Source organism: Paenibacillus sp. J5C2022 (genome assembly GCF_025567625.1).
In the GTDB taxonomy this organism is placed as follows: domain Bacteria; phylum Bacillota; class Bacilli; order Paenibacillales; family Paenibacillaceae; genus Pristimantibacillus.
On record NZ_JAOQJC010000037.1, the window covers coordinates 1 to 13957 of the forward strand.

The 13957-nt window shown below is 51.8% G+C and carries 9 protein-coding genes; 4 read left to right on the forward strand and 5 right to left on the reverse strand.

Annotated features, from left to right (window positions below; all coding sequences use genetic code 11):
• Positions 1 to 358: 358 nt before the first annotated feature.
• The 4 genes from M6D81_RS23885 to M6D81_RS23900 all read left to right on the forward strand — a co-directional run bounded on the left by M6D81_RS23885 (position 359) and on the right by M6D81_RS23900 (position 6137).
• On the forward strand, positions 359 to 1789 hold the full coding sequence (locus M6D81_RS23885; RefSeq protein WP_262679679.1) for an aldehyde dehydrogenase: 1431 nt from the start codon (positions 359 to 361) through the stop codon (positions 1787 to 1789).
• 92 nt (positions 1790 to 1881) lie between these two features.
• Positions 1882 to 3399 (forward strand): ABC transporter substrate-binding protein, encoded by a 1518-nt coding sequence (locus M6D81_RS23890; RefSeq protein WP_262679680.1) that lies wholly within the window; start codon positions 1882 to 1884, stop codon positions 3397 to 3399.
• 250 nt (positions 3400 to 3649) lie between these two features.
• Positions 3650 to 5146, forward strand: a complete 1497-nt coding sequence (locus M6D81_RS23895; protein ID WP_262679681.1) for an ABC transporter substrate-binding protein — start codon at positions 3650 to 3652, stop codon at positions 5144 to 5146.
• 112 nt (positions 5147 to 5258) lie between these two features.
• The gene (locus tag M6D81_RS23900) at positions 5259 to 6137 is read left to right on the forward strand and encodes an SMP-30/gluconolactonase/LRE family protein (protein WP_262679682.1); all 879 of its coding nucleotides are present in this window, start codon (positions 5259 to 5261) and stop codon (positions 6135 to 6137) included.
• Between the two features lie 26 nt (positions 6138 to 6163).
• Here the strand turns inward: M6D81_RS23900 and M6D81_RS23905 are convergent, their stop codons facing one another.
• The 5 genes from M6D81_RS23905 to M6D81_RS23925 all read right to left on the reverse strand — a co-directional run bounded on the left by M6D81_RS23905 (position 6164) and on the right by M6D81_RS23925 (position 13719).
• Complete coding sequence (locus M6D81_RS23905) at positions 6164 to 7033, reverse strand: tetratricopeptide repeat protein (protein ID WP_262679683.1); 870 nt, start codon at positions 7031 to 7033, stop codon at positions 6164 to 6166.
• 26 nt (positions 7034 to 7059) lie between these two features.
• Positions 7060 to 8028, reverse strand: a complete 969-nt coding sequence (locus M6D81_RS23910; RefSeq protein ID WP_262679684.1) for an ATP-binding protein — start codon at positions 8026 to 8028, stop codon at positions 7060 to 7062.
• Positions 8029 to 8299: 271 nt separating this feature from the next.
• A complete protein-coding gene (locus tag M6D81_RS23915) occupies positions 8300 to 10807 on the reverse strand; it encodes a beta-propeller domain-containing protein (protein ID WP_262679685.1) in 2508 nt (835 codons plus the stop codon).
• 1558 nt (positions 10808 to 12365) lie between these two features.
• Positions 12366 to 13070, reverse strand: a complete 705-nt coding sequence (locus tag M6D81_RS23920; protein ID WP_262679686.1) for a DNA-binding response regulator — start codon at positions 13068 to 13070, stop codon at positions 12366 to 12368.
• Between the two features lie 238 nt (positions 13071 to 13308).
• Positions 13309 to 13719 (reverse strand): (deoxy)nucleoside triphosphate pyrophosphohydrolase, encoded by a 411-nt coding sequence (locus M6D81_RS23925; protein ID WP_262679687.1) that lies wholly within the window; start codon positions 13717 to 13719, stop codon positions 13309 to 13311.
• Between the last annotated feature and the right edge of the window lie 238 nt (positions 13720 to 13957).

The window sequence follows — 13957 nt, forward strand, 5'->3', positions numbered from 1 at the left end:
TGTGCATTAGGGAAATTAAAGTGTGTAATAGAGAAAGCAGTGTGCAGTAGAGAAAGTGTGCATTAGGGAAAGTAAAGTGTGCAATAGAGAAAGTGAAGTGTGCAATAGAGAAAGTGAAGTGTGCGTTAGAGAATAAAGTGCGCAAGTGAGCCAGTTAGCGTGCGATAGAGCCAGTAGAAGAAAGGTGGGCAAGTGAGCTGATAAAGGTGGCGGCGATGGAGCAGGTAAAGGGAAAGAATGTCGAAGGAGCCGCCATTGGAGAAATAGCTCGCAGCATAGTCGTGCAGCCGCCAATGGAGATATAGCTCGGAGCATAGCCGTGCAGCATAGCTTGAAGTTCCTTTGTGAATGTGCGAAAGTGGAAGGCAGGAGGTGGGCAGTCGTGGAATTGACAAATAAAGAGGATGCGGAGCGGCTTCTCGCAGAGCATAAAGCGTATTTCCATTCCAGAGCAACGTCATCGCTGGCATTCCGGAAGGAGCAGCTCGCCAAGCTGCGCGGGGCGATTCTCGCGCATGAGAAGGAACTGGTGCAGGCGCTGCACAAGGATCTGCGCAAGAGTGAGACGGAGGCCTACGCCACCGAGATTGGCCTCGTGCTGCACAGCATTAGCCATACGATGAAGAGGCTAAGCCGCTGGATGAAGCCGGAGCGTGTGAGGACGCCCATTCACATGGCAGGGACGAAGAGCTGGATGATGCATGAGCCATATGGCACGGTGCTCATCATAGGACCGTTCAACTACCCGGTTCAGCTTGTATTGGAGCCGTTGCTAGGTGCAATTGCGGCAGGTAATTGCGCAGTCGTGAAGCCATCCGAAAGCACGCCGCATGTATCCGCCGTTATCCGCCAACTGATCGAGCAAGCATTCGAACGGAAGTATATCCGCGTCGTGGAAGGAGAGAAGGAGACGACCTCCCTGCTCGTCAATACGCGATTCGATTACATATTTTTCACAGGCAGTGTAGCCGTTGGTCGCATTGTTATGGAGGCGGCCGCGCGTCATCTCGTACCCGTCACGCTGGAGCTGGGAGGGAAGAGCCCGGTCATCGTAGACTGTACAGCTAACGTCGAGCTGGCTGCGAAGCGCATTATATGGGGGAAGCTGATGAATGCGGGACAGACCTGCATCGCCCCGGATTACTTGCTTGTGCATCACGACGTGAAGGATAAGCTGAAGGAGGAGATGCGAAGGGCAGTTGCTGCGTTCTACGGGGACAATCCCGCTGTCAGCGAGGATTATGGGAGGATTGTTAACGAGCGGCAATTCGACCGGTTGGCCGCCATTGTAGAAGAGGATCGGGAACGCATCATATGGGGAGGCCGAGTAGCACGGGAGGATCTGTATATCGAGCCCGTACTTCTGGATGCAGGCGAAGCAATTGGCAGAGGGGAGGGAGTGGAGGCGATGAAGGACGAACTGTTCGGGCCAGTGCTTCCTGTAATCACCTATTCACGGTTGGAGGATGCGATTGAACTGGTGCTGGATCGTCCCAAGCCGCTTGCCCTCTACCTGTTCACGGAGGATAGCGATGTGGAGCGCCAGGTGCTGGGGTGGATTTCATTCGGCGGCGGCTGCGTTAACGATACCATATCCCATGTTATTAACGGTGGCTTGCCGTTCGGCGGGGTCGGGGAATCCGGCATAGGCGGCTATCATGGCAAGCACAGCTTCGAGACGTTCTCCCATCGCAAGAGTCTGGTGAAGCGCAGCACGCGCATACGCTACGATTTCATGTTCCCGCCGTACAAGGGCAAGCTGAAGTGGCTGCGGAAAGTGCTGAAATGAGCAAAAGTATGAAAAATATGAAACTTTTTGGCCAGTAAAAACGTTATAGAGATTGGTACATATTGGATAGATTGGGAGAGGGGTTAGAGGCAATGTGGAAACAAACGAAAAAAATTGTACCCGCTGCCGTATTGGCTTCAATGGTTGCGGTAACGGGCTGCAGCACCGGGGGGAACAGTGAAAGCGGTAACGAGCAGGCTACTGTAAAAGTCATGTACTATGATGAGGGAAGCTTCTTCAGGGAGTACGGCATGTTGTTCAGCGCTTTGTTCCCCGAGATTGAGATTGAAGTTGTCTCGACGCAGAGCCTCTATCGCAGCCGTGGCGAAGGAGACGAAGAATTTGATTACGAGAAGGCGCAGCAGGAGTTCATCGAGCGGGAGCAGCCGGATATCCTCATGCTGGATAGCGGCCAATTCGAGAAGATGGCCCAAGATGGCAAGCTGTACGATATCGAAGCCTTAATGACCAAGGATAAGTTCGATACGGAAGGACTTGTGCCCGGCATGGTTGATTACATGAAGGAAATGGGCGGCGGTCAGCTCTACGGCTTGCCTACCTCGTTCACCAGCCAGGTTATTTATTATAACAAGGACTTGTTCGACAAATATAACCTGCAGCCTCCGACAGACGGCATGACATGGGAGCAGGTCATCCAGCTTGCCCAGCTGTTCCCGACTGACGGCGAAGGAGAAGACCGCGTCTATGGCTTGAACTTGGGTTATCGGAGCAGTCTGAACGATCTCGCGATGATGTTGGGCACATCGGAAGGACTGAAGTTTGTCATTCCGGCGACCAAGCAGGTTACGTTCAATACGGACGCCTGGAAGAATGTCGTGAACAAAGCTCATTCCGTTATCCAGTCGGGAGCTCTCTATGATGAAAGCAAGGATACTTTATTGCAAAATCAAGAAAACGACATGATGTACAGGCACTATGCGCTGCGCAATCCTTTCGTATCCGGCCGGGCGGCTATGACGCTTGAAGGTTCTCACTTCATTCGAGAGATGAAGGATGCGAAGGAATACGGCGGCGAAGATGCGAAGGTCGTGGAGAACTGGGATATCGTCACGATGCCGGTCAGCGTGCAGAATCCGGAGAGCAGCGACTCTACCTGGTACTCCAACATCCTGTCGATTGCGAAGGATTCTCCGAATGCGGATGCGGCGTGGAAGCTAATCTCGTATATATCCAGCGATGAGTACGCCAGGGTGAAATCGAAGGTGATCGATTACGGCGGCTTCCCGATTCGTACGAAGTATATCAAGGATGAGGAAGGGCGCAATTTCGCTGCATTCTATAAGCTGAAGCCGTCTCGTCAGGACATGTACAAGGATTACGACAAGCTTCCGCAGCAGTTCACCATGATGTTCTATGACCATATAAGAACGGAGTTCCAGGCGATTACCGACGGCACGAAGACGGTAGACGAAGCGTTGGAGCTGCTTCAGGTGAAGGGCGAGGAATTGATGGCCCAAGAGGATATGACGGAGGAAGAGATCCAGAAGTATTATGATGAGAAGTATAAAGATGAAAGGAACGCCATGAGGGAAGCGGCCGGAGAAGTTATTGTAGAAGAAGAAGCCGCAGATACGGACACAGCAGAATAGTTGTCATGAAGCAAAGCGCCTTGCTCGTTCATTTTGAATGGCAAGGCGTTATTGTTTTATTCGCTTCGAGCAGTCTCGCTATTCACTGTTATTAATGTAATATATTAACAGTTAACGCGGGGCCGAGTCATCGTTTCCGATATTCAGCAAATAAAGCAAGGATGATGCAACTTTTTGAAAAATTAGAACGTCTTAATAATGGTGCAAATTGGTTTATACAGAGAGAACATAGGATAAGGGAGAGAAATGTATGAGAAAATGGTACACGAAGGCAGCATCGGTCGCCGTTGCAGCGGCGCTTGTGACGGGCTGCAGCATGGGTGGAGAGAAGAATGATACGGCAGGGGAAGCCACATCTCTAAAGGTTATGTATTATGACGAGAGCAGCTTCTTCCAGGATTATGGCATGTTGTTCAGCGCATTGTATCCCAAAGTGGAGATTGATGTCGTCACGACGCAATCGCTGTATCGCGGCCAGGAGACGGAAGGCGAGGAATTCGATCGGGACAAGGCGATGCAGGACTTGATTGACGCCGAGAAGCCGGACGTGCTGCTGCTCAATACGAATGAATACGAGAAGATGGCTCAGGACGGCAAGCTTCAGGATCTGGAAGCGTTCATGACGAAGGATAAATTCGATACGGAAGGTCTCATTCCGGGCATGGTAGACCATATGAAGAAGCTTAGCGGCGGACAGCTCTATGGCTTGCCTACAAGCTTCTATAGCCAGGTCATTTATTATAACAAGGACTTGTTCGATAAATTCAATATTTCATATCCGACGGACAAGATGACTTGGGATCAGGTCATCAACCTGGCAAGGATGTTCCCGGTGGAAGGGGAGAAGGACGAACGAGTATATGGATTGAAAGCAGGCTACAGCGGAAATCTGTCCGATCTTACCCAGATGCTGGCGCAGTCCGAAGGACTGAAATATGTCAATCCGGCGACAAAGGAGATGTCGATTAATACCGACGGCTGGAAGAAGGCTGTGCAAACGGCTAAAGATGCGCTCGATTCGAATGCGTTATATTTTGAGGATGGGAACAATTGGTTCGGCGGCGGCAGCTATGAAGATTATATTATGAGGAAGCCGTTCATCTCCGGCAAGCTGGCGATGACGATTGAAAGCAGCTACTTCATGAACGAAATCGAAGAGGCGGCGAACTATGTGAAGGACCCCGAATCCATCGTAAGCAATTGGGATATGGTGACGGTGCCTGTCAGCACGCAATACCCGGATCAGAGCGGCAGCATCAACTATAACAACATTATAGCCATTAGCAAGGATTCGCCGAATACGGATATGGCCTGGAAGTTCGTCTCCTACATCTCCGGCGACGAATATGCGCGCGTGAAGGCGAAGGTAAGCGGATATAACGGCTTCCCGATCCGTACGAAGTACATTGAAGACGAGAATAACCGCAATGTTGCGGCATTCTATGCGCTGAAGCCAAGCGATGTTGATCCTTACAAGGACTACGACAAGCTTCCTATGCAGTTCGGCATGATGTTCAACGACTACATGCAGCAGGAATTTAACGCGATTAAGGAAGGCACGAAGTCGGTTGACGAAGCGCTTGAGCTGCTTCAAGTGAAAGGCGAAGAGCTTCTGGCGCAGGAGGAAATGACGGAAGAAGAGTTCAACAAAATGATTGACGACAAAATGCGCGAAGAGATGGGCGAGATGTCCGGCGAAGCGGGTTCTTCAGCGGGTGTAGAGGTATCGACCGAAACGGCTGAATAAGTCATCGTTGCATAAAGGGGGAGGGGGGCGCGAACGGTCTGCAAAACCGGGTGATGCCCCCTTTCTTTGTATGGTAAAATAAGCATAATTGACGAGAGAGGGTGGAAGAGGGATGAGTAGCAAGTTGGAGCTTATCATTGATGCGGGAGCCATGCTGGGAGAAGGACCATGCTGGGACAAGAGGAAGGGATTGCTATATTGGGTGGATATCATCGGGGAATGCATCCATATATACAATCCGCATGATGGCAGTGATCGCGTAATTCCTGTCGGCATGATGCCCGGGGCGGTCGTGCTTCGAGAGTCGGGCGGACTTGTCATGGCGGCGGGAAGAGGCTTGTATGGATTGGAAGCGGAAGGAGGGGAGCCGAAGGAGCTTGCGCTTCTGCAGGACGAGCCTGCAGGCAATCGATTCAATGACGGCAAGTGCGATCCTGCTGGCCGATTCTGGGCAGGCACGATGCCGATGGCGGAGTCGGAGCCGACTGGCAGTCTGTACTGTCTGGATACGGAGCATAATGTCGCCCGGCATGCCGAAGCAATCTATTGCTCGAACGGATTAGCGTGGAGCGCTGATCATGCAACTATGTATTATATCGATTCTCCCACCAAGAAAGTAGTGGCATATGAGTACCATAAGCAAGCCGGTACGATTGCCAATCCCAGGACGGCCGTTGTCATCCCTGAAGGCGAAGGGGTGCCTGACGGCATGACGATCGATGCTGAAGGCATGCTGTGGATTGCGCAGTGGGACGGCTGGAAGGTTAGCCGATGGAATCCGTCCGATGGCACGAAGATCGGAGAGGTGGCGGTGCCGGCGTCGCAGGTGTCATCTTGTACATTCGGCGGAGACAGGATGGACGAGCTGTATATTACGACTGCGAGAGTAGGGCTTGATGAGGCAGCACTGGCAGAACAACCCCATGCGGGAGGGCTGTTCCGCATCAAGCTTGGTGCGACAGGGACGGAGAGTTATCTTTATAAAGGGTAACTGGGGAGATCCGGAAGGAGGATGGCTCATCGCTTGAAGCTCCAGCCGAACACCTTCACATGAACGAGCAGCTTGGTTACCCAATGCGTCGCGACATACAACGCTAGGAACAGAAGGATGAGCGGCTTGAACAGAAACCATGCCAGCAGCCAGCCAAGAAGGATCTGCCAAGGCTTGAACCGCTTGATGGCATTGGCGGGGGCGAGCACGATGCGGTACAGCTTGTAGCTCTTCTGCAGCGCGCTCAAATATTCATCCCGAATCTGCTTGTCTGTCGGTTCGAGCCGAATGGCATTGGCCAGCATCTGCAGTTGTTCATCGTAATCGCCGCGTTGCTCCGCCGCCCAACCCAAATACATAAACACCGTATAGGATTCCACTTCAAGTCGCAGCGCTTGCCGGGTGCATTGCTTGGACAGCTCCCGCTCTCCGAGCAATGCTTCTGTATAGCTTAAAGCCGCAAGCAGCAAGGCGTGGTCAGGCGATATCGCCAATCCTTCCGACAAGCGCTGCTTCGCCTGCTGGAACTTGCCATCCTTGTTGTACAGATTGGCATGAAGGAAATAGTAATAGGGCTCGTAAGGGTCGATCCGCTGCGCATCGACGAGTGCCTCCTCAAGTTCTTTCCACCGTTTGCTTTCATAGAAAACGACGCTTCTCACGAACCAGGCGAGATGATTGTCGGGATCTTTCCGCAGCGCTTCCTCGGTCCATTGCTTCGCTTCGTCATGTCTGTCCATTCGCAGACAGATCTGAGCAAGCACAGCGTAGCCGTTGGCGTCCTCCGGTTCTTCGCGAATGACAGCCATCGCTTCCTCCGAAGCTTCTTGATATTTTCTCCACTCCAGCAGCTTATAGATGCGTTCATACCGCACTTCCGAGGCTTCTTTGTACATGGAGCATCCAATCCTCTTCTATGATTTCACTTCAAGCCGTTGTTCTTCATATAGTCGAGCACATGCTGATAGTCATTGTTCATATCGCTGAAGGTGGCGTAGTTCTTCGCAGTGGCGAACCACTCCAGCGTGGTAGCCTTCCGCTTGCGGGCGGCGGTCCGCAGATCGTCTTGCGTGATGGGCTCGATATTGCCGGATTGCAGCGACCGTTCCAGCGCCTGCTCTACGGCATCCTTGACCGTCTGCTCCAGGTCCGCTCCCGAGAAGTGGCGTGTCTCCTTGGCAATCTTGGGCAATTGGAGCCGATCGACAGGCTTGTTCGCGAGCTTAAGCTGCAAGATCGCCTCACGCTCCAGCTCCTCCGGCGGAGGAACGAATACGAGATGGTTGAAGCGGCCGGGACGGCGCAAGGCGGAGTCCAGATACCACGGCGTATTGGTGGCGCCGATGACGAATACGCCCTCGTTCAGCGACTGCAGACCGTCCAGCTCAAGGAGCAACTGGTTGACCAGCATGCGGTCATGGTGCTGGCGCATACTGTTGCGGCTTCCGCCCATCGCATCCAGCTCATCGATGAAGATGACGCAAGGCTTGTTTTGCCGCGCCTGCTGGAACAGGTCGTGCAGGTTGCTCTCGCTTTGGCCTACATACATGGATAGAATCGCCTGAAGCTCGATATGAATGAAGTTCGCGTCTATTTCCCCGGCAATAGCGCGGGCCAGGAAGGTTTTGCCGCAGCCTGGAGGTCCGAACAGGAGCAGGCTGCCGCCGGCATCCTTGCCGTATGCCGCGAACAACTCCGGCTGCTGCAGAGGGAAGATGAAGTTCATGCGGATTTTCTTCTTCACGTCCTCCAATCCGCCGACGTCTTCCAATGTCTCCTTCGGTTTCTCCGTCTCTACCAGCTCATTGCCGTCCTTGCCATCGAAATGCAGCACTCTCAGCTTGTTTCTACGCCGTTCCGCCAGTTCGTCGCGATCATTGTAATCAGACACCGCTATCACCCTTTGGCTTACAGTATTTTGTTTTATTATAGCAGAAAGTGACAATTGGGGGCAGTGAAGCGATAGATTGATAGGAATGAAGGTTAGCGGGGGAGAGGTCGGATCGTTCATCAGAATCCGGAACGGATAGCGGAGTAATACATGACCGGGCTGACATGGGATGATTCACGCCGATACGATTGTTCGCTTCAAGGAGAAAATGCGGGACAAGTGCATGGAAGCGGCACTCGCCCCGCATTTCAACGTGGTTGTATGGCATTTCTTAGCGGTTACTTGGCACGACAGTTTCCGATTCCACGACTTCCGGCTCGACGGTAATCGGGGATAATTTAATGTTTCCTTTGATTGTCGGTTTGGACAGTGACGGAGCAGGATAGATGACCGATCCTCGATCGTCGAGCTCACTCATCGTGCTGGCTTTCACTTGCGATTCGGACAACGTATACAGCGTATCTCCGGAATAGAGAATCCGCTTCACTTTCTTCCTGTAATCATATCCGTATTGCCCGCTCTTCTTGTAGTCATCGTCAGTCATGTGGGTGATGCGTCCCTGCAGCTGGAAGCCGCTATCCAGATCGACGCTATAAATATATGCGCCTTGATAAGTGAAGTCGCCGTATGCGGGGAAGCCGCCTGCAGCGGCCTCATCCTTGCTCTGCAATTCGTGCAGTTCCACCGGGAAAGCCATCAGCCCCTTCTGCCGCGAGAAGAGCAACGCCTTGTGATCATTCAGCAGATCGGAGTGCGTACCTCTATCGCCAATAATCTCCTTGAATTTCTCTTTCGGATTGTTCACGTCCGTAATATCGAATAAGGCGATCTTCATGCCTTGGTAATAAGCTACCGTATCATCCGGCGACATGCCCTTGGAAGGCACTTCAATTGTATCCTTGCCGAATCCGATCAGATGATTCTCGTCATAGGGATGCAGGTAATCGCTGTATCCCGGAATTTTCAGCTTGCCCAGCAATGTCGGATTGTCCGGCTGTGTCAGGTCGATAGCGAATAAGGGATCGACATTGCGGAAGGTGACCATATAGGCACGGTCTCCCATGAAGCGGGCGGAATAGATTCTCTCGCCGGGAGCGAGTCCCTCCAGCTTGCCAACCGTCTTCATCCGTTCGTCCAGCACATACAGATTGTTGGTCGACTGTGCTTCACCCGTTGCCCACATATTGCCATTGGTTATGGCTGCTCGGAAGAATCCGCGGTGCTCATCCATGGAAAATTGATTGAGCAGCGCTCCCGGTACAGTCCCCTCTCCGATATAGACCACTTGTCCCTGATCCAGACGGAATTTATGGAATTGGGTTTGCTGCACATAAGCTTCGCCATTGAATTCGTGCCTCGACTGAGCGACGTACAGATTTTTCTTGGAGGCATAGATGTTCTCTCCTGCGCCCAGATAAGACGAAATTTGCATACCGGTATCCGTATCGTCCAGATTAACGGCACCGACAAGCAGCATGCTCTGTTCGACGGGGTTCGGGAAGTAACGGATCTGATCAAGCGGAATAGTCTGCACTTTCTTCGCGATGGCGGTATCGCCATAGACCGGCTGAAAGCTTAAGGCTAGTTGTTCCATATCGGTGGGTTCTTGAGACCGCTTCTTGTTCACATTCGCTTCCGGTTGGACAACCATTGTATCGAAGGTGCGGTAATAGTGCGCATATTTGTTCGTGATGACATACAGGGCGCTGTCCACCTTCCGCGAGGAGAGATAGCTGCCTTCCTGGAACAGCTCGCGCTTCAATGTGGGCCGCCCATTATCGTCCAGCTCGTACTGCAGCGTTTTGACCGTGCTGCGGCTGTCGCCCATAGGTGGAGGCAAGCTAACCTCGGGCGATGGAGCCACATCTGTTGCAGCGGGTGTGCTCTGATTATCGCTATTCGAATCGGCTAATGGATAGGGGACGAATGTATGACTCTCGCCAAGGACGATTAACGTATTTCCGTCCACATACAACGCCACGGGAGTGAATCCGTCCTCACTGTCATATTGCAAGGTGGCGGCCAACTGAGGCTTCTCTTCATCCGAGATGCTGGAGATGTAGACGTTTCTGCCGGATATTTGATAAATAAAATTGCCGTCCGTTTTCGCCCAATCCCCTTCATCTACACCGGCAACCTGCACGTTAGTCGTCGAATAGTCGTCTCCGGCCGTCGCTTCGGTAGTTATGTCGACGGATTCTTTGGCAGCTACCGATTCAAATTCTCCTGCAACGCTTATTATTCGCGTCTTGTACTCCAATGCCGGCGATTGCTGCAGCAGCTCTTGCAGCTTATCTACAGAGCCTATTGTGGGCAGCTGAAGAGGCTCATCGATGAAAATGGTACGCGTGGCGTTGTCCCAAGCGACGATAGAGCCGAACGACTCCGTGATCGCTCGCAGCGGTACCATTGTTACCCCGTTCACGAGGCGCGGCGCTGCTTCAAGCCGAATCGACGTATCTCTTGCCGTCATAACCGTGGAGCCGATCGTAAGGATAGCTTCTCTGTCGCCACGGATCAGACGGACTTGCTTCGTACCGCCATTGATGGATTCCTCGAACGTGACTTCTGCGCCAAGCGCTTCTGCGATATCGCGGGCAGGTGCGAGCGTGACGCCGTCTTCAATGAATGCGGGCTCGGATAACGCCAATTCGGTGCCATTCACTTGAATTTGGATCGGTCTCTGCGCTGCTTCACTCTGTTGTGGCGGGCTTGCCACCAGCGGGATGATGGATAGCAGAATGGCCAGTGCGACAGCTACCATTCCTTTCTTCTTCACAATCGTCTTCCTCCTTCTCGATATGGATTGAACTATGGATTGAACATCTCCATAGGGTTGAGACTTGGTTATTACGTTAGACGAAGCAGAATTGGAATAGGTTGCGCTTTCACAAGTTCTTAACAACGTGTCGAAAGTGTGCGCTATCGCTCAAAGTGATCACATAGTCCCATCATGTGTGCCTCGTCCCGCCGAAAGTCGCCGTCTATCGCTCAAAATGCTCACATAGCGACCGGAAATAAGCCGAAAGTGTCCGCTATCGCTCAAAATGCTCACATAGCCCCATCATAAGTGCCTCGCCCCGCTGAAAGTCGCCGTCTATCGCTCATATTGCTCACATAGCGACCGGAAATAAGCCGAAAGTGTGCGCTATCGCTCAAAATGCTCACATAGCCCCATCATAAGTGCCTCGCCCCGCCGAAAGTCGCCGTCTATCGCTCATATTGCTCACATAGCGACCGGAAATAAGCCGAAAGTGTCCGCTATCGCTCAAAATGCTCACATAGCCCCATCATAAGTGCCTCGTCCCGCCGAAAGTCGCCGTCTATCGCTCATATTGCTCACATAGCGACCGGAAATAAGCCGAAAGTGTGCGCTATCGCTCATATTGCTCACATAGCCCCATCATAAGTGCCTCGCCCCGCCGAAAGTCGCCGTCTATCGCTCAAAATGCTCACATAGCGACCGGAAATAAGCCGAAAGTGTGCGCTATCGCTCAAAGTGCTCACATAGCCCCATCATAAGTGCCTCGCCCCGCCGAAAGTCGCCGTCTATCGCTCATATTGCTCACATAGCCGCCGGAAATGAGCCGAAAGTGTGCGCTATCGCTCAAAATGCTCACATAGCCCCATCATAAGTGCCTCGCCCCGCCGAAAGTTGCCGTCTATCGCTCATATTGCTCACATAACCGCTGGAAATGAGCCGAAAGTGTCCGCTATCGCTCAAAATGCTCACATAGCCCCATCATAAGTGCCTCGCCCCGCCGAAAGTCGCCGTCTATCGCTCATATTGCTCACATAGCCGCCGGAAATGAGCCGAAAGTGTCCGCTATCGCTCAAAATGCTCACATAGCCCCATCATAAGTGCCTCGCCCCGCCGAAGTCGCCGTCTATCGCTCATATTGCTCACATAGCCGCCGGAAATGAGCCGAAAGTGTGCGCTATCGCTCAAAATGCTCACATAGCCCATCATAAGTGCCTCGTCCCGCCGAAAGTTGCCGTCTATCGCTCATATTGCTCACATAACCGCTGGAAATGAGCCGAAAGTGTCCGCTATCGCTCAAAATGCTCACATAGCCCCATCATAAGTGCCTCGCCCCGCCGAAAGTTGCCGTCTATCGCTCATATTGCTCACATAGCCGCTGGAAATGAGCCGAAAGTGTCCGCTATCGCTCAAAATGCTCACATAGCTCCATCATAAGTGCCTCGTCCCGCCGAAAGTCGCCGTCTATCGCTCATATTGCTCACATAGCGACCGGAAATAAGCCGAAAGTGTGCGCTATCGCTCAAAATGCTCACATAGCCGTCCCGGAGGAAATAGAGGCTATCCATTGGTATGTCTAGTGAAGCTGCAGTCGTGCCCCACGCACAGTCAGACGGTATCGCCGAATATAAGCTGCTTGTGTAGCAGAAGCTCCTTCTAATAAACCGACAGAAACAAGTTGTTTCATATTTCGACGAACGGTAGAAGGGTGCAGGCTTAATGATGTTGCAATTTGCATAGGTGAGCAAATTTGGTTCCCAGTTTGTCTGCTAATAAAGCGCAGAATTTCTCGCTGAACAGGAAGAATATGCCCCATAATGGGGTCGGATTTATTGGATCCATATAATTTGCCAAGCAATTGCTGAACATACTGTTGACACAGTCGGGGGTTGTCTTTCACATCATCGTACGAGAATCGGATCATAATCCAACCGTCCATAATCAGATCGTTTTGTCTGAAAAGATCGTCAGAAAACTGCCTGCGGGAAATATTGCGATTGTGCCAGCTATATCCGTCAATTTCAATGCATATGCGATATGGCGGGCGAATGTAAGCAAAGTCCAGGAATCTGCTGCGATCGCGATAGTCGCATACTTCGTATTCAGGATGCAAATAACTAAAATCTTCAACGGCTTCCAGCCATATCTTCTTGGCGAAATCTGACTCTGCATGACCGTGTCCTTCCTTCAATCTTCTCCAACGTTCGCTGGTTTTAGCTCGCTGCTGCAAATGTTCGTTGATCCAATTACCATACATCTCCTCATACTTCATCACCATCATAATCTCCTCCTTAAAAAATAACACCGCTCGTTCCTGAACGATAATCGTTCAAAAACAAGCGGTGTGCTTCACCGATACAATTATTGTACAGAACTTGCAAACAACTGTCACTCTCTTGATGCTGTACGCTCAGGTCTGAATATATAAGGTTGAGCTGACAGGCTAAAGTCTTCTAAGGATGAGACACCAGAAACCCCACTTCAACCGAGGCAATTGCATCGATAAGTGGTGGGAGTATTCATGTACTTCGGCCCGATTCACATCCACTCTGAATGTGAACGACAGTAGGCAAGTCAGCGGGAGCCCATTCCAATTCATGAAGCCGCTCGGCTGGCAGCCACAACAATTGCTCGTGTTCATTAGCCCGAGGCTTACCTTCCACGACGACCGCCCAATAGGTAAGCAGCCTGACCCGAACAGAGGGATAGTCGTGTACGACATCCTCAATCATTTCCCCTACGTTAATTGTACATCCCAACTCTTCACGAATCTCTCTTACAAGCGTCTCTTCCGGGGATTCCCCAGCCTCCAGTTTTCCGCCCGGGAACTCCCATAGACCCGGCATGGACATGCTTCCGGAACGCAGCGCGCAGAGCACCAACTGCTCATTATTCCTGATTACCGCTCCAGCCACCGTTATTGCCTTCATATCGTAGCTCCTCGTAAACTTGTCTGTTCTTGTCATCTATCGTACAAAAAGCCCGGCATGCATGCAAATCTGCTGAAAAAGGTGGCAGAAGTCGTAATGGAAGGTGTGGATAAGTAGGCTAGAAGTGGAAGTGTGGATAAGTAGGATAGAAGTGGAAGAGTGCAGAAGTGTGGATAAGTAGGATAGAAGTGGAAGAGTGCAGAAGTGTGGATAAGTAGGCTAGAAGTGGAAGAGTCCA

Coding starts and splice junctions, on each gene's coding strand:
- M6D81_RS23890 (WP_262679680.1), top strand. CDS start 1,882: ATGTGGAAACAAACGAAAAAAATTGTACCCGCTGCCGTATTGGCTTCA.
- M6D81_RS23925 (WP_262679687.1), bottom strand. CDS start 13,719: ATGAAGGCAATAACGGTGGCTGGAGCGGTAATCAGGAATAATGAGCAG.
- M6D81_RS23905 (WP_262679683.1), bottom strand. CDS start 7,033: ATGTACAAAGAAGCCTCGGAAGTGCGGTATGAACGCATCTATAAGCTG.
- M6D81_RS23900 (WP_262679682.1), top strand. CDS start 5,259: ATGAGTAGCAAGTTGGAGCTTATCATTGATGCGGGAGCCATGCTGGGA.
- M6D81_RS23920 (WP_262679686.1), bottom strand. CDS start 13,070: ATGATGGTGATGAAGTATGAGGAGATGTATGGTAATTGGATCAACGAA.
- M6D81_RS23895 (WP_262679681.1), top strand. CDS start 3,650: ATGAGAAAATGGTACACGAAGGCAGCATCGGTCGCCGTTGCAGCGGCG.